The 18,754-nt window shown below is 67.5% G+C and carries 17 protein-coding genes; 15 read left to right on the forward strand and 2 right to left on the reverse strand.

Annotation, left to right across the window (positions count from 1 at the left end):
- Positions 1–13 precede the first annotated feature (13 nt).
- The 3 genes from VGV37_RS04510 to VGV37_RS04520 all read left to right on the forward strand — a co-directional run bounded on the left by VGV37_RS04510 (position 14) and on the right by VGV37_RS04520 (position 2,216).
- A complete protein-coding gene (locus VGV37_RS04510; RefSeq protein WP_326878429.1) occupies positions 14–220 on the forward strand; it encodes a ferredoxin in 207 nt (68 codons plus the stop codon).
- Positions 221–226: 6 nt separating this feature from the next.
- A complete protein-coding gene (locus VGV37_RS04515) occupies positions 227–1,372 on the forward strand; it encodes an FAD/NAD(P)-binding oxidoreductase (RefSeq protein ID WP_326878430.1) in 1,146 nt (381 codons plus the stop codon).
- An 82-nt stretch (positions 1,373–1,454) separates the two neighbouring features.
- On the forward strand, positions 1,455–2,216 hold the full coding sequence (locus tag VGV37_RS04520; RefSeq protein WP_326878431.1) for an IclR family transcriptional regulator: 762 nt from the start codon (positions 1,455–1,457) through the stop codon (positions 2,214–2,216).
- Between the two features lies 1 nt (position 2,217).
- Here the strand turns inward: VGV37_RS04520 and VGV37_RS04525 are convergent, their stop codons facing one another.
- Both VGV37_RS04525 and VGV37_RS04530 read right to left on the reverse strand, forming a co-directional pair.
- Complete coding sequence (locus VGV37_RS04525; protein ID WP_326878432.1) at positions 2,218–3,174, reverse strand: fumarylacetoacetate hydrolase family protein; 957 nt, start codon at positions 3,172–3,174, stop codon at positions 2,218–2,220.
- A gap of 9 nt (positions 3,175–3,183) precedes the next feature.
- Positions 3,184–4,059 carry a cupin domain-containing protein gene (locus VGV37_RS04530; RefSeq protein WP_326878433.1) on the reverse strand — a complete coding sequence of 292 codons (876 nt, stop codon included), beginning with the start codon at positions 4,057–4,059 and terminating at the stop codon, positions 3,184–3,186.
- 324 nt (positions 4,060–4,383) lie between these two features.
- Here VGV37_RS04530 and VGV37_RS04535 point away from each other — a divergent pair, with 324 nt between their 5' ends.
- The 12 genes from VGV37_RS04535 to VGV37_RS04590 all read left to right on the forward strand — a co-directional run bounded on the left by VGV37_RS04535 (position 4,384) and on the right by VGV37_RS04590 (position 18,389).
- Entirely contained in the window at positions 4,384–6,243 is a 1,860-nt protein-coding gene (locus VGV37_RS04535) for a methyl-accepting chemotaxis protein (RefSeq protein WP_326878434.1), read from the forward strand.
- A 41-nt stretch (positions 6,244–6,284) separates the two neighbouring features.
- Positions 6,285–7,712: a chemotaxis protein CheW gene (locus VGV37_RS04540; RefSeq protein WP_326878435.1), complete on the forward strand. Its 1,428-nt coding sequence runs from the start codon at positions 6,285–6,287 to the stop codon at positions 7,710–7,712.
- Entirely contained in the window at positions 7,709–8,809 is a 1,101-nt protein-coding gene (cheB, locus tag VGV37_RS04545) for a chemotaxis-specific protein-glutamate methyltransferase CheB (RefSeq protein ID WP_326878436.1), read from the forward strand. The genes VGV37_RS04540 and cheB overlap by 4 nt, the downstream gene beginning before the upstream one ends.
- Positions 8,806–9,669 carry a protein-glutamate O-methyltransferase CheR gene (locus VGV37_RS04550; protein WP_326878437.1) on the forward strand — a complete coding sequence of 288 codons (864 nt, stop codon included), beginning with the start codon at positions 8,806–8,808 and terminating at the stop codon, positions 9,667–9,669. Before cheB ends, VGV37_RS04550 begins: the two co-directional genes overlap by 4 nt.
- A complete protein-coding gene (locus tag VGV37_RS04555; RefSeq protein WP_326878438.1) occupies positions 9,669–11,624 on the forward strand; it encodes a chemotaxis protein CheA in 1,956 nt (651 codons plus the stop codon). Before VGV37_RS04550 ends, VGV37_RS04555 begins: the two co-directional genes overlap by 1 nt.
- On the forward strand, positions 11,621–11,872 hold the full coding sequence (locus tag VGV37_RS04560; RefSeq protein ID WP_326878439.1) for a hypothetical protein: 252 nt from the start codon (positions 11,621–11,623) through the stop codon (positions 11,870–11,872). The genes VGV37_RS04555 and VGV37_RS04560 overlap by 4 nt, the downstream gene beginning before the upstream one ends.
- A 106-nt stretch (positions 11,873–11,978) precedes the next feature.
- Positions 11,979–12,347: a response regulator gene (locus VGV37_RS04565; protein WP_326878440.1), complete on the forward strand. Its 369-nt coding sequence runs from the start codon at positions 11,979–11,981 to the stop codon at positions 12,345–12,347.
- Positions 12,344–12,979 carry a chemotaxis protein CheX gene (locus VGV37_RS04570; protein ID WP_326878441.1) on the forward strand — a complete coding sequence of 212 codons (636 nt, stop codon included), beginning with the start codon at positions 12,344–12,346 and terminating at the stop codon, positions 12,977–12,979. Before VGV37_RS04565 ends, VGV37_RS04570 begins: the two co-directional genes overlap by 4 nt.
- A 99-nt stretch (positions 12,980–13,078) precedes the next feature.
- Positions 13,079–13,462: a response regulator transcription factor gene (locus tag VGV37_RS04575; protein WP_326878442.1), complete on the forward strand. Its 384-nt coding sequence runs from the start codon at positions 13,079–13,081 to the stop codon at positions 13,460–13,462.
- On the forward strand, positions 13,459–14,109 hold the full coding sequence (locus VGV37_RS04580) for a chemotaxis protein CheX (protein WP_326878443.1): 651 nt from the start codon (positions 13,459–13,461) through the stop codon (positions 14,107–14,109). The genes VGV37_RS04575 and VGV37_RS04580 overlap by 4 nt, the downstream gene beginning before the upstream one ends.
- 62 nt (positions 14,110–14,171) lie before the next feature.
- Positions 14,172–16,904 (forward strand): PAS domain-containing protein, encoded by a 2,733-nt coding sequence (locus VGV37_RS04585; protein ID WP_326878444.1) that lies wholly within the window; start codon positions 14,172–14,174, stop codon positions 16,902–16,904.
- A gap of 39 nt (positions 16,905–16,943) precedes the next feature.
- Positions 16,944–18,389: an aldehyde dehydrogenase family protein gene (locus tag VGV37_RS04590; RefSeq protein ID WP_326878445.1), complete on the forward strand. Its 1,446-nt coding sequence runs from the start codon at positions 16,944–16,946 to the stop codon at positions 18,387–18,389.
- Positions 18,390–18,754: the final 365 nt, after the last annotated feature.

Consider the following 18,754-nt stretch of genomic DNA (forward strand, 5'->3'; position numbering starts at 1 on the left):
CCGGCAGGCAGGCATGGGCAAGATCAAGATCCACATCGACCAGGTGAAATGCGTCGGCGCCGGGCAATGCGTCATGGCATCGCCCCAGGTCTTCGACCAGCGCGAGGAGGACGGCATCGTGTTTCTGTTGATGGACGAGGCGCCGGCCGACCTGGTCGCATCGGTCCGCAAGGCGGCCAAGCTGTGCCCGGCGGTCGCGATCACGCTCGAAGAGCAATGATCCGCCATGGACAGGGTGGCGATCGTCGGAGCGTCCGCCGCCGGGCTCGCGGTCGCCGCGACGCTCAGGGATGAAGGCTTCGCCGGCACAATCGCCCTGATCGGCGAGGAGCGGCGGCCCGGCTACGACCGCCCGCCCCTCTCCAAGAAACTGCACTACCAGGAAGGCGATTTCGCGACCCTGCTGCTGACCGACCCGGCGGCTTTCGGGCGGCTCGATCTCGACTTGCGGCTGGGTCAGCGGGCCGTCGCGGCGGACGCCCGTCGCGGAACCTTGTCTCTGGCCGATGGCGCGACCGTCCCATGGGACGCGCTGGTGGTGGCGACCGGCGTCCGGCCGGCGATCCTGCCGGGCGGCGGGCTGACCCTGCGGACCTTCGACGACGCGATCCGCCTGGGCGAACATCTCGGATCGGCCGAAAAGGTGGTGATCGTGGGCGCTGGCTTTCTGGGCTGCGAGCTCGCGGCCCTGGTCGCCGCCAGCGGCCGGCGCGCGATCCTGGTCGATCCGCAGCCAGCGCCGATGGCGGACCGGTTCGGCCCGGCGGTCGCCGCCCGCCTATTCGCGCTGCATGCCGCTCGTGGCGTGGAGATGCATTTCGGCGTCCCCGTCGCCCGCATTCTGGCCGAACAGGCCGGCCCCAAGGATGTCGATCTGACGGATGGACGGCGGCTGGAGGCCGACCTGGTGGTGGTCGCGGTCGGGTCGCGTCCGGCCACCGAATGGCTCGCCGGCAGCGGGATCCCGGTCGAGAACGGCGTCACCTGCGACGAATATTGCCGCGCCTTGCCCAACGTCTATGCGGCAGGCGACGTCGCCAACTGGTTCAATCCACGCTATGCCCGACGCATGCGGATCGAGCATCGCATGAACGCGACGGAGCAGGGCGTGGCGGTGGCGGCCAACATCCTCGGTCGTGACCGGGCGTTCGATCCCATCCCCTATTTCTGGACCGACCAGTTCGACCAGAAGATCCAGGTCCATGGCCTGATCGGCGGCAACCGGCAGGTCGTTGAACTGACCGGGACCATCGGCACCGACAGTTTCGTCCTGGCCTATGTCGAGGCCGGCCTCATCGCGGGCGTCTTGGGCTGGAACGCGCCCGTCGGCGTCCGCAAGGCGAGGGCCCTGGTCGGCAAGCCACCGGCATGATACCCCTTGCCGGCACCACGCGTTTGACATGAACCACCTTGCTCGCCATCACGTCAAGGTTACGGAGAGACGAGAGGACCGAATGCCGCAGGATCAAGCCCGTTCGATCAAGAGAACCCTGGAAGTACTGGAGTATTTCGACGAGGAGAATCCCTCCGCATCGGTCGGCAGCATTTCGCGCGATCTCGGATATCCTCAATCCAGCACGTCGATTCTTTTAAAGAGCCTGCTGAACCTGGGCTATCTGTCCTACGACGACAAGACCCGGACCTATCGCCCGACGGCACGGGTCGCCCTGCTGGGCCGGGGCATCCGCTCCCATCTGCTGGGCGACGGCAATCTGATGGCGGCATTGGACGAGCTCAGCACCAAGACCGGCGAGCTGATCTTCCTCGCCTCCCAGGCCGGGCTGTCGGTTCACTACATCCACGTGATCCCCGCGACCAACCCGTTGCGCATGCATCTGCGCGCGGGCGCGGTGCGGCCGCTGGCCGGATCGTCGAGCGGCCATCTGTTCCTGGCGGCCCGGACCGACGCCGACATCGCCACGATCGTGAAGCGCAGCCAAGAGGTCGCCGAGCCCGGCAAGGCGCCCGACCTCGACGACGTGATGCGCGAGGTGCGCAAGATCCGCAAGGCTGGCTATGTGCTGTCGACCCGGACCGTGACGCCGGGCGGGGGCGTGCTGGGCATGATGCTGCCGCAGCAGTTCGAGCATCAGCCGCTGGCGATCTGCCTGGGCGGCGTCGGCTCCGTCGTGACCGAGAACGCCGACCGCTTCGTCCGCATCATGGCGGACGCGATCGCCCGCCACTTTCCCAGCCCCGCGAGCCAGAGCGCCTGAACTACCGCGGCCCGTCGGCGATGGTGTTGTTCAGTTCGCCGATGCCGTCGATCCAGGCAGTCACCGTCTGGCCGGCGCGCAGGTAGAATTTTTCGGGCTCCGCCCGGGCCAGCGCCACACCGGAAGGCGTGCCGGTGATGATGATGTCGCCGGGGTCGAGCCCGACCCGCGACCAGTAGGACACCAGGTACGCGACCGAGAAGATCATGTCGCTGGTGTTGGCATGCTGGCGCGACTCGCCTTCGACCTTCATGCCGATCTCCAGAGCCTGGGGATCGGGTATCTCGTCCGCGGTCACCAGCCACGGCCCCATCGGCGCGAAGGTCGGGAAGTTCTTGGCCAGCGTGATGCCGATCTGCGCCTCCATCTCCTTGCGCTGGATGCCCCGGGCGCCGATGTCGTTGCAGATCGTATAGCCGGCGACGTGCTTCAGCGCTTCGTCCTCGGTCACGTTCAGCGCCTTGGTGCCGATGACGACGGCGAGCTCGATCTCGTAATCGACGTCGTCGACGCCCTGGGGCACCAGGATCGCCGTATCCGGACCGGTCAGCGACGATGGGAATTTGGCGAAGGCCGAGGGAAATTCCGGAATGGTCACGACCTTGCCGCGCTTGGCCCACAGTTCCTGGCCCTCGCGCACGTGGTCCATGTAGTTGCGACCGACCGCGATGATCTTGCCCGGGTTCGTCACCGGCACGTCCAGGCGCCAGTCCGCCATGTCGGCCGGCGCCACGCCCCGGCCGAGCGCCGCGTCGCGCAGCGCGGCCAGCATGCCGAGGCCGCCGGCCTCGAGCCAGCCGTTCGCCTCGGGAACCATCAGCGTGTTCATCGGGACGGCGTCACGGGTCCCGGACATGGCGGCCAAGGCGTCGGGAACGGCGATGAACGCGCCGTCAGGCCCGGCGAACGCCAGGCATTTCCGGGCTTCCCGCCGGTGTCGCAGCGTGGCGATGCGCATGGGCCCGCCTCACCACAGCTCGAACGGGATGATCTCTCCCTGCGTGCTCCAGGCGACGGCCAGCAATTCCGTGTTCTCCGTCGCCGTGAACGCCGGATGTTCCTCGCCGCTCGGCAGCAGGAAATAGGACAGCCCGTCGAATTCCTTGCCGCCGAAATCCAGCAGGCCGCTCAACAGGAACACGGCGATATTGCCGGTCGGACGGCCCTTGGGCAGGGCGGCGCCCTTTTCCAGCTTGGCCATCTTGATGTTCGGCCCGCTCTCGAAGAAATAGGCCAGGTGCTTCGTCTCGAGGCCCTGCACCGACTTGTGGGGCAGCCAGGGATAGCCGCTCGACCGCATCACCACGTAATTGTTCAGGCGCCCCTGGGGATACTCGACCGGCTTGCCGGTGACCTGTTCCAGGATCGCCTCGTAGGCGTCGCGCTTGCGGCCGGTCGGGAAGGTATAGACCCCGTCCTCGAACTTTCCGGTCTCCGCCAGCTTGCGCTGGGCCTGAACGACCTCGTCCGGATCCGGATAGGGAATGCCCGACGGCCCTTCGAACTGGATGTCGGCGAAATGCAGCTGATCGTCGGCCTCGGTCGGGATCGGCTTGATCGGGCCGTAATGCACGCCCTCGGGCAGATAGAGACAGTCGCCGACGCCATATTCCTCGCGGTCGTAGCGCATCTTGCCCGACAGGACGAAGCGGACCTGCTGGAACGTGTGGCGATGGCGGGGCGAATGATAGATCGGTTCGGCATAGAGACTGCCGATGCGGGCACCGATGTGGCGCTTCTTGTCGAAGAATCCCTGATAGCGCTGGTTATAGCCCGGCCGGACGCCGATATCGACCCAGGGCAGGTCGGCTTCCCGAACACCTATCGCGGCATTGATCGTCATGGCGCAGACCACCTTTTCTGTCGGATCGCTTCCTCGGGGTTTTCATCATGATTACGATATAGACAATCACAATGTCAATGCAGACTCGGCCGGCGCGCGCTTCCCCCCGGCCCTGTGCCGGCCGTGCTTGCGGCCTGCCCGGCCGCCTCCTATCATGCGCGCGTCCTCCGGACCGGTTTCGGCGGCATCCGCCCAGGGTGGACGCGCCGGCAAGATCTCGGGTTCAAAACGGGCGGTTAGGCGGGGGTGTTCGTGGCATTAGTCAAGACGTCGACCTTGGCGGGTAGGGCAAAGCGCCGCGCCGAGCCACCGGCCGAGGGATCGGTGGCGCCAGCTGCCCCGGCACCGCAAAAGCCGGCAGCGCCGCGTGCATCCTCCCGCAAGCAGACCGCCGCGGAGCGGATCGGAGCGGCAACCCAGGAATTGGCGGGTGGTGTCACCCAGGCATCGTCTGCGGCGGAAGAACTGCGCCGGTCGCTCGAACAGATCGCGAGCGGCGCCGAAGAGGCCGCGGGCGCTTCCCATGAGTCGCTGGCCGCCGTCGGCTCGCTCAACGCCGCGTTCGCCGAGGCGCGGGAGAAGGCGATCACGTCCCGGCAACGGACCGAAGCACTGCAGTCCCTGCTGCTGGACGCCGCCTCGCAGATCCTGGCCTCGGTGACCGCCGTCGAGGCGAATGCCGAGCGTCAGCTGGGTTCGGTCGAAACCGTGGCAAAGCTGGAAGCGCGCGCGGTCGCCATCGCCGAGATCACCCGCACCATCGCCGACATCTCGGACCAGACCAACCTGCTGGCGCTCAATGCGGCGATCGAGGCGGCCCGGGCGGGCGACCACGGCCGCGGCTTCGCCATCGTCGCCGACGAGGTGCGGGCGCTCGCCGAGACATCGGAAAAGCGCTCGCGCGAGATCCACGCCCTGTCCGACCACATCGCCGAAGAGATCCGGACGCTGGCCCTGCAGATCCGCAATAGCGCGGAAAAGGCGGCGAGCGAGGCCAAGAGCAGTCGCGCGATCGCCACCGATCTCGATGCCATCCGCGCCCATGCCGTCAGTCTGGCGGAGGGCAGCCAGGCCGTGCTCGTCGCGGCCCAGGAAGCCGACATCGCCGCCAAGGAGGCCCAGCGCGGCACCGAGATCGTCTCGAGCGCCGCGGAGGAGCAGTCGGCCGCGGCGGCCGAGGCGCAACGGGCCGTTCAGCAGCAGAGCACGGCGCTGGACCAGAGCCGCAAGGCAACCGACATGCTGGCCCAGCTGGCAGCGGGATTCCGATCCGGTGCCGGCGCCAAGTCCGTGGTGCAGCAAGTGAGCGCCACGGCCGAGGAACTGTCGTCGACCATCCAGGAATTGTCGGGTGCCGCTGCGGAAATTCTGATCGCGATCGATCAGATCAACCGGGGCGCACAGATTCAGGCCGCTGCGACGCAGCAGTCCAGCACGGCCATGGCGCAGATCGAGAAATCCGCCGGGGCCGCCGGCGCCACCGCGAAGGCGGCGGTCGAACAGGTCGGTGCCGCCCAGACCCTGATCGCCGAGAGCAGCGCCGGCATCGCCCGGCTGGCCGAAGGCGTGGCGAGCGCCGTCGCGGAGACGCGATCAGGACTCGAACTGATCGGATCGCTGGAGAGCGCCGGGCGGCGCATCGACAAGATCGTCGACAGCATCGCGCTGCTGTCGGTCCAGACCACGATGCTCGCCGTCAGCGGGTCGGTCGAGGCCGCGCGCACCGGCGAAGCGGGCCGGGGCTTCGCGGTCGTCTCCGGCGACATCCGCACGCTGGCTCAGGACAGCGCCGACAATGCCGACCGGATCAAGGAGGTCGTCTACGAGATCCAGGGACAGATCGCCGCCGTGCGCCGTGATCTCGAACTGATCGCCGCAGCCTCCGAGGGCGAGATCCAGCAGAACCGCAAGATCGTCGACCGCCTGCAGGCGATCCAGGCCGACGTCGCCGGCATCAAGACCGGCAATGCCGAGATCGAACACAGCACCCAGTCGATCCTGATCTCGGTCCGGGAGGTCCTCGCCGGCACCCAGCAGATCGCGAGCGCCGCCGAGGAGGCGGCCGGCGCTGCCGGCCAGGCGGCGATCGCGGCGCGGCAGCAGGCCCGGAGCGCCGAGGACCTGGCCGCCGCCATCGAAGAGATCGCCTCGCTCGCCGACGAACTTCACGCCTCGGACGCCTGACGACCATGTCGACTGAGCGGGCTCCCGACCAGGACGGAAAGGTGCTCTCGTTTCGCGTCGGCGACCTGCGCCTCGCCGTCGCGGCCGGCGATGTCGCCCAGGTGGTGCGCTCGCCGCGCCTGACCCGCGTACCCCACGCGCCGGCCAGCCTCAGCGGCGTGGCCAACCTGAGGGGCGCCGTCATCCCGGTCCTATCCCTGGCGCATCTGCTGGGCCAGCAGGCGGCAGGGGCCGCGACGGTCGCCCGCGTCATCCTGCTCGACCGCATGCCGCCGCTGGGGCTGGCGGTCGACGAAGTCACCGCGTTCGCCGCGATCGATCACGGTGCCACGGCCCGGGGCAGCGGCGGCGCGCGGCTGTTCGTCGACGAGGCAGGATCCCGCCGTCTGATCGACCTGGATGCGCTGCTGGCGCACGAGTTCGGATCTCGTCCACAAAGGTCGGCGGTCGCGACCAGAACCGCGGGCGATGCGGCGACGCCGGTCCGGACGGCTGCGCGCGACGTCGGCCTGCTGGGTTTCGAGCTGGCGGGGCAGGCGTACGCCCTGCCGCTGGAGCATGTCCGCGAGGTCATGACCCTGCCGCCGGAAATCGTCGGCATGCCGCGCCTCGACGACGCGCTGCTGGGTGTTGTGGCCTATCGCGGCGGCTTCCTGCCGCTGGCCTCGCTCGCGGCCCTGCTGGGCCTGCCGCCTTCGCCCCTTGCGGCCATCGGCCGCGTGATCGTCACCAGGATCGGCGCCTCGATCGTCGGCCTGGTCGTCGATCGGCTGAAATCAGTGATGCGCGCGCCCGAGAGCGCGATCGGTCCGGTCCCGGCCGTGCTCAACCGCGGCGCCGGCGAGGCCCAGATCGAGTCGATCCTGCGGCTCGACGGCGGCAGCCATCTCGTCTCGATCCTTTCGCCCGAACATCTGTTCCGGGATGACACGACCGCGCATATCCTGACCGACGGGTATGACAAGGAGGCCGGACCCTTGACCGACAGCGACGGCGCCGCCACCGAACGCTTCGTCATCTTCACGCTGGGCGACGAGACCTACGGCCTGCCGATCGCCGCCGTCGACGAGATCGTCCGCCTGCCGGACCCGATCACCCGGATGCCGCGCGCGCCCGCCTTCGTCGAAGGGGTGATGAATTTCCGGGGACGGGTCATTCCGCTGATCGACCTGCGCCGCCGGTTCGATGTCGAGGACGGGCCGACGATCGGCCGGCGCCGGGTGCTGGTCACCCGGATCGGCGAGCTTCAGGCCGGCTTCATCGTCGATGCCGTGTCCGAAGTCGCCGATCTGGCCCGGGACCGGATGAGCGCGACGCCGGAATTACCGGGTGACGGCGCGCGGGTGTTCGATCGCGTGGTCGATCTGACGGACGACCGGCGCATGGTCCTGCTGGTCGATCCGGAAGCCATGCTCGATCGCGTCGAGGCCGATCTGCTGACGGGGATGAAGGCTGCGAGCGAGCCGTGATCAAGATCCTCATCGTCGATGATTCGCCGCTGATGCGCCGGTTGCTCGACGGCATCTTCCAAGCGACCGGCGAATTCGAGGTCGCCCTGGCGCGCAACGGCGTCGAGGCGTTGCGGCAGCTCCACGAGTTCAAGCCCGACGTGATCACGCTCGATGTCCGGATGCCGGAGATGGACGGGCTCGCCTGCCTGGACCGGATCATGCTGGAACGACCCTGCCCGGTCATCATGGTCTCGTCCCTGACGGCGGCCGGTGCGGCGGAAACCCTGGAGTCGATCGGCCTGGGCGCCGTCGATTTCGTCGCCAAGCCCGGTCGGGCGATCTCGCTGGAGATCGATGCGCTGGCCCCGATCCTGATCGAGAAGGCGCGCGCCGCCTCCAAGGCGCGGCTGCGGCGGTCCCATCGGCTGACGGAACGGGTGCGTGCCCGGATCGGCGAACATCTGCGGCAGCCGCCCTCGCTTCCCATCGTGCCCGTTCCATCGATCGTCGAGCCACCGACCGGCCTCGCCGGCGACCTCGCGGGCTGCCTGCTGGTCGGCACCTCGACCGGCGGTCCGCCGGCGCTCGACGCCCTGCTGTCGCCCCTGCCCGAAAATTTCCCGTGGCCGGTTGTCGTGATCCAGCACATGCCGGCGTCCTTCACCGGACCGCTGGCCCAGCGGCTGAACGGCTTGTGTGCGCTCGACGTCCTGGAGGTCGTGCGCCCGACCCCCCTCGTCGCCGGTCGGGTCTATGTCGCCCGCGGCGACAGCGACCTGATCGTCAGCCGCCGGCCCGCCGGCCTCATCGTGCAGCCGGTCCCGTCTTCCGCGGAATTTCATTGGCATCCGAGCGTCGACCGCCTGGTCGACAGCGCCATCGACCATATCGGCGCCCGGCGCCTGGTCGGCGTGCTGATGACCGGCATGGGCGACGATGGCGCGGCCGCGATGACCCGCGTGCGCAACCAGGGCGGCCGCACCATCGCCGAGGCGGAAGAGACCGCCGTGATCTGGGGCATGCCCGGGTCCCTGGTCAGAGCGGGGGGTGCCGAATTCGTGGTGCCGCTCGAGGAGATCGCGGATCGCGTCATCGCACTCGCTAGGCATCCATGACCCGGCCGCCACGGCAGGCGCCGTCAGCCTCGACGACCCTCGGCACCGAGGACCTGCAGCGCTTCTCCGACTTTCTCTACCGGCGCACCGGCATGCTGTTCGGCGAGAGCAAGCGCTATTACATCGACCGCCGCGTCAGCGAACGCCAGGCGGCGACCGGCATGCGCAACTTCAGCGACTATTTCGCGAAGCTGCGCAGCGAGACCGACGAACTCGAACTGCTGATCAACGCCTTCACCGTCAACGAGACGTATTTCTATCGCGAGGAGCACCAGCTGCGCTGCCTGTCCAGCGCGCTGCTGCCGGCCCTGGTCGCGGACAAGAAGCCCGGCGACAGGATCCGCATCTGGTCCAATCCCTGCTCGACCGGCGAGGAGCCGTTTTCGATCGCCATCTGGCTGCTCGAGAACTGGCCGCTGGTCGATGCGTACAATATCGAAATCATCGGGTCGGACATCGATACCCACGCGCTGGAGGATGCGCGCGTCGGCGACTATGACGAACGGGCGCTGTCCCGCATGCCGGCCGACGTGGTCGATCGCTATTTCGAGCCGCGGCAGAACGGCACGCGCCGGATCATCCAGGATATCCAGGAGTCCGTGAGCTTCTCGCCGGTCAACCTGATCGACGCCGCGTCGATGACGCAGCATGGTCTGTTCGACGTCGTGTTCTGTCGCAACGTGCTGATCTATTTCGACGACGAGTCCCGGCTGGCGGCATCGCACAACCTGCGCGAACGCCTGCGTCCCGGCGGCTTCATCTGCCTGGGCCACAGCGAGTCGATGACCCGGATCAGCGACCGGTTCGACACGCGCCGGTTCGAGGACGCGATCGTCTACCAGCGGCCGGTCGAGAGCTGATGGAGAACCTGAACGATCAATTCCTGGCCGAAGGGCGCGAGTTGGTTCAGTCGGCCGGCGACGACCTGGTGGCCCTTGCCGCCCGCCCCGACGATCCCGATCGGATCGATGCGGTGTTCCGGGCCGTCCATACGCTCAAGGGCTCGACCGGCCTGTTCGACCTGCGGCCGTTCGGCGACATGCTGCATGTGGCCGAAGACCTGCTGGGCGCGCTCCGCAGGAAGGCCATCGTCCCCGACGCCGGCATCATCGACCTGCTGGTGGACTGCATCGATCAGGCCAGCCGATGGCTCGATGCATTCGACGCCGCGGGATCGCTGCCGGCGGATGCGGCGCAGGTCGGCCGACGGCTGCAGGACGACATTCGCCGGCTGATGGACCCGACCGCGCCGGACGAACCCGCCCGGACAGAGGCGACGGCGGTCGACCGATCGTGGGTCGATGCGATCCTCGATGCGCATCCCGCCATCCCCCAGGGCGACCTGGTCGCCGTTCGCTATGCCCCGCGCGAGGATTGCTTCTTCACGGGCGACGACCCCCTCGCCCTTGTGAAGGCAATTCCCGGCCTCTGCGCCCTGTCGATCGGCGCCCGGCAGCCTTGGGGCGCGCTCGACGAGTTCGATCCGTTTCGCTGCAACCTGGTGTTCGACGCGGTGTCGACCGCCCCGCGCGCCGACGTACAGGCCGCTCTGCGCCTGGTGTTCGATCAGATCGATCTCGTCGAGATCGACAACTCCCGGGAGCGGCACCAGGCAGCAAGCACGGCGACGCGCGAGGTGTCAGCCCGGACGTTGCGAGTCGAGGTCGACAGCATCGACGCGCTCGGTGCCATCGCCGACGACATCGTGATCGCGAACAACGCGCTCGCCCATCTGGCGGCCCAGGCCCGCGGCGGCACGGCGGGCGCCGTGCTGGTCCAGGGCATCCTCGCCAACCAGCTCACGCTCGACCGGCTGGTCGGCAGCCTGCATCGGGCGGTCACCCGCATCCGGCTCATGCCGCTATCGTCGCTGTTCCAACGCTTCCCGCGCCTGCTGCGCGAGATCGGCGCGAAACTGGGCAAGGACGTGGCCCTGGTCATCGACGGCGAGACGATCGAGGTCGACAAATCCCTGGTCGACGGGCTGTTCGAACCGTTGTTGCACCTGCTGCGCAATGCGGCCGATCATGGCATCGAGCCGGCGGCGGACCGGTCCAAGGCAGGAAAGCCGCCGCGCGGGTCGATCAGCCTCAGCGCGCGACGCGTGGCCGACCAGGTCGTGATCGACATCACGGATGACGGCAAGGGCATCGATCCAGCGCAGATCCGGCAGACGGCGCGTGCGCGCGCGCTGATGCCCGACGAAGCGCTGGCGGCCCTGTCCGATCAGGAGACGATCGATCTGATCTTCACGCCGGGCTTCTCCACCGCGGAAACCGTCACCGATCTGTCCGGGCGCGGCGTCGGCATGGACTCGGTGCGGACGGCGGCCTTGCGGCTGGGCGGCCGGATCGCGCTGTCGAGCGTGCCGGGATCCGGAACCTCCGTTCGCCTGGCGCTGCCGGTGTCGGTCGTGTTGTCCAACGTGATCGTCGTCGCCTGCGCCGGCGAGCAGTACGGCGTGCCGATGGACGCGGTCGTCGAGACGATCCGCATCCCGCCCGACCGGGTGGTGCCGGTCCGCAACGGGCGCGCCTTCGTGCTTCGAGATACCGTGGTGCCGCTTCTCGACCTGTCGATCCTGCTGGGGTTGGGGCTGGATCAGGCCGCCCCCGGGGCCGATCTGAGGCTGCTGGTCATCCGTCGGACGAATGGCCTGGTCGCGGTCGTGGTCGACGAGTTCACCGATCGCCTGAACCTGCTGCTGCGACCGATGAGCGGCCTCCTGACCGGCACGCCCGGGCTCGCCGGCACAGCGGTGCTGGGCGACGGGCGCGTGCTGATGGTGCTCGACCTGCCGGAGCTGATCGCATGACCGTGCGGCTCGATGGCACTCTCATCCGCCTGGAAGGCCGCTGCCATGTCGAGGACGCCGAACCTCTGTTCGTGCTATTGCTGGCCGTACCTGGGCGGCCGGTCGACTGGTCCGGCGCCGAGACGCTGCACACCGCTGTCGTTCAAGTGCTCGTCGCCTTCGGCGCCCCGGTGCTGGGCGACAACCGGGATGACTTCATTCGCCGATGGATCGCGCCGACCCTGACGAGAGTACGGGCCGACACTTAAGAAACGCACTTTTCGGCAGAGATGTCGGCACCATATGGTGCGTCCGCACGGATCGTTGCCGCGCTTTGCGGGTTGCCGCAGGGAGAGTTGAATGGGTACGACCATCATGATCGTCGACGACAGCAGGCTTGCGCGAATCGTGCTGAGCAAGGCGATCGCGACCCTGCAACCGGAATGGACGCAGGTCGAGGCCGGCAGTACGGACGACGCTCTGGCGATCGTCGATCGCCAGAGCGTCGATGTCGCCGTGTTCGACTACAACATGCCGGGCCGAGACGGCTTGTCCCTGGCGGGCGAGCTGCGCGAGCGATTTCCGGTGATGCCGTTGGCCATCGTCACGGCCAACGTCCAGGACGAGGTGATCGCGGGCGCGCGGGCGGTGAATGCAACCTTCGTCAGCAAACCGATCAACGAAGAAACCCTGCGCGGCTTCCTGTCCGGCGCGGCCCTGAGACTGCGGTCGGCTGGGAAATGATCGAGCTGGAAGGGCTGGAACGCGACGCCCTGATCGAGTTGGTCAACATCGGCGTCAGCCGGGCGGCGGTCGGCCTGCGCAAGATGGTCGGGGAACAGGTGACCCTCTCGGTCCCGTCGCTCGACCTCATGACGCGCGCCGCCGCGACGAAGTTGATCCGCGAGCGGGAGAACATGGATCTGGTCGCGGTCAGCCAGGATTTTGAGGGCGTCTTCTCGGGCCGCGCCCTGCTGATCTTTCCACTGGACAGCGGCCAGTCGCTGGTCCGCGTGGTTGCCAGCGACGTGATCGGCGACGGCGAGATCGACCTGATCGAGGAAGAGACGCTGGCCGAAACCGGCAATATCGTGCTGAACCAGTGCATTGGTTCGATGGCCAACATGCTTCAGCAACGGCTGACCCTCTCGCTGCCGCAGATCATCCGCGGCAATGGGCAATCGCTGTTCGAACAGAGCGCGACGGCGGATGACGGCGTGGTGCTGTTCCTCTACATCAATTTCGCGATCGACGTACGGGACGTCCGAGGCTACATCGCCATGCTGATGGACCTGCCGTCGCTTGCGGTGCTGAAGCGCCTGGTCAACGACTTCATCACGCGCATCGTCGGCCCGGAAGTATCGGGAGCGGCCTGACGAATTGGGAAAGCACTTTTCGGCAAGGTCGGCCGCATCATAAGGTGCCGTTGCTGGGGATCTTTGTCGACGTCCGCGGATTACAGTTGGGAGAGGTTAATGGGAGCGACCATTTTGATCGTCGACGACAGCAAGCTCGCACGGATCGTGATGGGCAAGGCGATCACGGCCCTGCAGCCGGAATGGACGCGCGTGGAAGCCGGCAACGCCGACGAGGCGCTGGCGATCGTCGACAGACAGGCCGTCGACGTCGCCGTGCTCGATTTCAACATGCCGGGCCTCGACGGACTGGCCCTGGCGGCAGAATTGCGCCGGCGTTTCCCGGCCATGTCGATCGCCGTCGCAACGGCAAACGTCCAGGACGAAGTTGTCGCCGGCGCCCGCGCCGTGAATGCGACCTTCATCAGCAAGCCGGTGACCGAGGACGGCATGCGCGGCTTTCTCTCCGGCGCCGCGCTGAGATTGCGGTCGGCGGGGCAATGACCGAGCAGATCATCTTCCTCGAGGATCTCGAACGCGATGCGCTGACCGAACTGGTCAATATCGGCGTGAGCCGATCGGCGGTCAGTTTGCGGAAAATGGTCGGCGAGCAGGTGATCCTGTCGGTTCCGTCGCTGGAGCTCATGACGCGGACGGCGGCGGCCAAGCTGATCCGCGAACAGGAAAACGAGGACCTGGTCGCGGTTTGCCAGGATTTCGAAGGCGCGTTTTCCGGGCGCGCCCTGCTGATCTTTCCGGAGGACAGCAGCCTGGCGCTGGCCCATGCGGTCGCGGGCGGACCGCTGCTCGGCGACGAGGCGCACCTGATGGAAGACGAGGCCCTGGCCGAAACCGGGAACGTCGTGCTCAACGGCTGCCTCGCCTCGATGGCCAACATGCTGAAGCGCCGCCTGACGCTCTCATTGCCCATGGTGCTGCGCGGCAACGGAAAGCTGCTGTTCGAGGCGACGGAGGTGGAGGCGGACCGACGGGTCGTCTTGTTCCTCTACATCAATTTTGCGATCAACGACCGGGATGTTCGAGGCTATATCGCCATGCTCATGGACCTGCCGTCCCTCGGAATTCTCAAGGGACTGGTCAATGATTTCATCGCGCGGGTTGTTGGACCTGACGAACCGGGAGTAGTGTGACCCTTGAGGATATAATCGTTTGACTTCATCCCATGACGATCGGCGAACAATCATCTTGCATCGTGGCTGAGACGGCCCAGCCGGTGCTCGACCGTCTGCGTTCGATGGGTGGGCCATTGTTCGACGCGATCGCGCAGTCGGGCATGGCGGTGGTCGTGAGCGGCCCGTTCGTCCAGGATTGCCCGATCGTCTATGTCAATGACGCCTTTCGTCGATTGACCGGTTATACGGCCGACGAGGCCATCGGCCGGAACTGCCGGTTCCTGCAGGGGGCGGACACCGACCCCGACGCGGTCGCGCGGATCCGCCAGGCCCTCGAAACCGGGACGGAAATCAGCGTCGACCTGCTGAACCGGCGCAAGGACGGCACGCCGTTCTGGAACCGGCTGCACGTGGCGCCCGTCCGCGATGCCGACGATGTCGTTCAATTCTTCCTGTCGACCCAGGTCGATATTTCCAGCGAGCGGGCCGCCGATACGGTTCGCGAGCAGCTGTCCGCCAGCCGTCGGGAGCTGGCCGGACTTCAGGACAGGCTGCGGATCGTGCGCACGGTCCAGGGCGTGGCCGGCGCGTGGGAATGGGATATTCCGGCCGATCGCCTATACGGCGATGCCCGGTTTGCGAGCCTCTGCTGCCTCGATCCGGCAGCGGCCGCCGCCGGCTTGCCGACGACCGCGTTCTTCGACGCCATTCATCCCGGCGACCGCGCCCGGGTGCGGATCGCCATCGCGGGCATCGTGAACGGTGCCGAGGTCTTCGCGAAGGACTACCGGATCGTCGCACCGGACGGCGCCGTCGCCTGGATCTCGGCACGCGGACGAACGCACCTGAACGATCAGGACGAGCCGGTACGCTTCTCCGGCGTGCTGTCCGACATCACCCAGCAGCGCCGGGTCGAGGATCGGCTGCGCGTGGCGCAGACCGCGGGCGGGGTCGGCACGTTCGAATATCTGGGCGGGCTCGGCACGGCCGACGTGTCGGGGCAATTCTGCAAGCTGCTGGGCCTGCGCGAAACCGATACTCTGCCGGTTCGGACGATCAATTCGGTCGTCCATCCCGACGACCCGCCCATCATCGACAACCTGTCGGACCGGCTGGTCGGCCCCTCGTTCCGCGAGTTCCGGATCATTCGCGCCGACACCGGCGAAACGCGCTGGATGGCGCGCCGGGGCGAGAGTGCCCGGGACGGCGAGACGTCGAAGGTCCATTTCGTCGGCGTGATCTATGACGTCACGGCCTCGAAACTGGCCGAGGAGCGCCTGCGCGACCTGGCCGACACGCTGGAGGAACGCGTCCGGGAACGCACTCGGGAACGCGACCGTGTCTGGACCCTGTCCCAGGATCTGTTCAATGTCTGCGACTTCGACGGCATCCAGCGTGCGGTCAATCCGGCGTGGCGGACGGTGCTGGGCTATGGCGACGCCGAACTGGTTGGCTCGCGTCTCGACGCATTGATCCATCCGGAGGATCTGGCGGCGGCATCGGAGCATTTCGCGGCACTGACCCACATGAAGGCCTCGCGCGATTTCGACTGCCGCCTGCGTCACCGGAACGGCACCTATCGCTGGATCAATTGGACGGCGATCCCGGAAGGCGACGTGTTCTACAGCATCGGCCGCGACATCACCCATCGCAAGCAGCTGGAAGACCTGCTGCGGCAGAGCCAGAAGATGGAGGCCGTGGGACAGCTGACCGGCGGCCTCGCCCATGATTTCAACAACATGCTGATGGGCATCATGGGCGGCATGGAGATCATGCGCCGCCGGATCGCGGACGGAAAGACCCACGACCTCGGCCGCCTGATCGAAATGGCGCTGTCCTCGGCAGAGCGCGCGGCGGCCCTCACCCATCGGCTGCTCGCCTTTTCCCGCCGCCAGTCGCTGGACAGCCGCGCCCTCGACGTCAACGGCCTGGTGACCTCGATCGAGGACCTGCTGCGCCGGACGTTGGGCGAGCGCGTCGCCATCGCGCTCGACCTGGCGGAGGATGCCTGGACCGCAATCGGCGATACCAACCAGCTGGAAAGCGCGATCCTGAACCTGGCGATCAACGCCCGGGACGCGATGCCCGACGGCGGACGCCTGACGATCGGCACGGTCAACGTCCGGCTGGTCCAGGATACCACCGGCGATCACGGCGAGTTGGCGCCGGGTGACTATATCAAGATCACCGTCGCCGACACCGGCATGGGCATGGCGCCCGAGGTGGTTCGCCGGGCGTTCGAGCCGTTCTACACGACGAAGCCGATCGGCCAGGGCACCGGCCTGGGCCTGTCGATGGTCTATGGCTTCGCCCAGCAGTCGAACGGCCATGTCGCGATCGACAGCCGGCTCGGGATCGGCACGACGATCTCGCTCTACCTGCCGCGCTTCAAGGCCGTACTGGAGGAGCCAGGATCTGAAGAGCTGACCGAATCGCCGCGCGGCGACGGCGAAACGGTGCTGGTCATCGAGGATGACGAGATCGTCCGCGAACTCGTCATCGAGGTGCTGGACGAGCTGGGCTATGCCGCGGTCGAAGCCCGGAACGGCGACGAGGCCATCGCCATCCTCAAATCCTCGCAGAGCCTCGACCTCATGGTCAGCGACGCCGGGCTGCCCGGGCTCAACGGCCGGCAGATCGCCTCGATCGCCCGCGAACACCGCCCCGGCCTGCAGATCCTGTTCATGACCGGCTATGCCGCCGACGCGGTCGATCGCCCGAACTTTCTGGGGCCCGGCATGGACCTGATCCTGAAGCCGTTCTCGGTCGATGCGATCGCGGTCCGCATCCGCAGCATCATCGAGCGGCGCTGACGCCGGCGCTCGATCTCCACGATGAGAGGATTGACGCGAATGATCGAGGCGAACCGAACCGGCCTGCTGATCGACGGCGTCTGGCGCGAGGCGTCGGGCGGGACAATTCCAGTGATCGACCCGAGCGACGGCCAGATCAAGGGCCAGATCGGCCGGGCCACCAAGGAAGACGTCGACCTGGCGGTCCAGGCGGCCCGACGGTCACTGAAGGGCGACTGGGGTAACCTCGCGGCGGTCGACCGGGGCCGCCTGCTGACCCGGCTCGGCACCGCCGTGCTCGATCATTTCGACCAGTTGGCCGCGGCGGAAGCGCTCGACACCGGCAAGCCGACGCGGCAGGCGCGCGCCGACATTACCGCGCTCGCGCGCTATTTCGAATTCTACGGCGGGGCTGCCGACAAGGTGCATGGCGAGACGCTGCCCTACCTGCGCGGCTATACGGTCATGACCTTGCGCGAGCCGTTCGGCGTGACCGGCCACATCATCCCGTGGAATTACCCGGTGCAGATCTTCGGCCGCTCGGTCGCGGCGGCGCTGGCCATGGGCAATGCCGCCGTGGTGAAGCCGGCCGAGGAAGCGAGCCTGACCGCGCTCATCATCGGCCAGCTGGCGCTCGACGTCGGGTTTCCGCCAGGCGCGCTCAACATCGTGCCGGGCTATGGCGAGGAGGCGGGTGCGGCCCTGACCGGCCATCCGGACATCGACCATATCTCGTTCACCGGCTCGCCCGAGGTCGGCACCCTGGTGCAGCAGGCGGCGGCGCGCCACCATCGGCCGGTCACCCTGGAGCTGGGCGGCAAGTCGGCCCAGCTCGTGTTCGATGACGCGGATCTGGCGGCAGCCCTGCCCGTGGTGGTCAGCGCCATCATCCAGAATGCCGGCCAGACCTGCTCCGCCGGGTCGCGCGTGCTGGTCCAGGACGGCATCTACGACCGGTTCGTCGGCGCGCTCGCGGATCGGTTCGCCATCCTGCAGGTCGGCTCCAGCGCCCAGGACCTCGACGTCGGTCCGGTCATCAACCCGAAGCAGCAGCAGCGCGTCGATGCCTACATCGAGCGGGCCCGCGCCGACGGACTGCAGATCCTGGCCCAGGGCCGGATCTCGCCGGGGGCGCCGGCCGGCGGGTTCTATGTCAAGCCCACCCTGATCGGCGACGTGCCGCCCGACCATGCGCTGGCGCAGGAGGAAGTGTTCGGCCCCGTGCTGACCGTCATCCGCTTTCGCGACGAGGCGGATGCGCTGCGCATCGCCAACGGCACGCCCTATGGCCTGGTCGCCGGCGCCTGGACGCGAGATGGCGGACGGCAGTTGCGCCTGGCCCGCGCCCTCGAGGCCGGGCAGGTGTTCATCAACAATTATGGTGCCGGCGGCGGCGTCGAACTGCCGTTCGGCGGCGTCAAGCACTCCGGCCACGGGCGCGAGAAGGGCTTCGAGGCGCTGTTCCATTTCAGCACGATCAAGACCGTCGCGATCCGGCACGAGTAGGCTCGGGATCGACATCCCGTTCCGACCCTTTCCAGCGCCAGAATTCGACCGTCCGGCCCCGCCGGAACCCCGTCCGCACCCAGCCACCGCTAAACATGTGCACGCGAACGATTCGCGGTAGCCGGCTCTGTGCCGGAACGCCCCGAGCCGGGCATTTCCCGGCCGCAACGGTGACGTCGGCGAAAGAAACGCATGAATCTGAGGTGTAACTAAACCGTAAAGAAACTCGATCCCGAGCAAATCCGCAAGAATCGGGCCTCGCCGACAAACTTACTGATAGACCTTTAAAAATTTTGGTTTGCCGCCGTTCGTGGCCTGTCCTCAGACTTGATCGAAGCGGGGATTCCCGCGGCCTTTTCCCTTGG

This window comes from Aliidongia sp. (assembly GCF_035943795.1).
Taxonomy (GTDB): domain Bacteria; phylum Pseudomonadota; class Alphaproteobacteria; order ATCC43930; family CGMCC-115725; genus Aliidongia.

Bases quoted from the DNA above. Each gene is read 5' to 3' on its own strand.
- VGV37_RS04510 (WP_326878429.1), top strand. From the start codon at position 14: ATGGGCAAGATCAAGATCCACATCGACCAGGTGAAATGCGTCGGCGCC.
- VGV37_RS04515 (WP_326878430.1), top strand. From the start codon at position 227: ATGGACAGGGTGGCGATCGTCGGAGCGTCCGCCGCCGGGCTCGCGGTC.
- VGV37_RS04520 (WP_326878431.1), top strand. From the start codon at position 1,455: ATGCCGCAGGATCAAGCCCGTTCGATCAAGAGAACCCTGGAAGTACTG.
- VGV37_RS04525 (WP_326878432.1), bottom strand. From the start codon at position 3,174: ATGCGCATCGCCACGCTGCGACACCGGCGGGAAGCCCGGAAATGCCTG.
- VGV37_RS04530 (WP_326878433.1), bottom strand. From the start codon at position 4,059: ATGACGATCAATGCCGCGATAGGTGTTCGGGAAGCCGACCTGCCCTGG.
- VGV37_RS04550 (WP_326878437.1), top strand. From the start codon at position 8,806: ATGACCCGGCCGCCACGGCAGGCGCCGTCAGCCTCGACGACCCTCGGC.
- VGV37_RS04555 (WP_326878438.1), top strand. From the start codon at position 9,669: ATGGAGAACCTGAACGATCAATTCCTGGCCGAAGGGCGCGAGTTGGTT.
- VGV37_RS04560 (WP_326878439.1), top strand. From the start codon at position 11,621: ATGACCGTGCGGCTCGATGGCACTCTCATCCGCCTGGAAGGCCGCTGC.
- VGV37_RS04565 (WP_326878440.1), top strand. From the start codon at position 11,979: ATGATCGTCGACGACAGCAGGCTTGCGCGAATCGTGCTGAGCAAGGCG.
- VGV37_RS04570 (WP_326878441.1), top strand. From the start codon at position 12,344: ATGATCGAGCTGGAAGGGCTGGAACGCGACGCCCTGATCGAGTTGGTC.
- VGV37_RS04575 (WP_326878442.1), top strand. From the start codon at position 13,079: ATGGGAGCGACCATTTTGATCGTCGACGACAGCAAGCTCGCACGGATC.
- VGV37_RS04580 (WP_326878443.1), top strand. From the start codon at position 13,459: ATGACCGAGCAGATCATCTTCCTCGAGGATCTCGAACGCGATGCGCTG.
- VGV37_RS04590 (WP_326878445.1), top strand. From the start codon at position 16,944: ATGATCGAGGCGAACCGAACCGGCCTGCTGATCGACGGCGTCTGGCGC.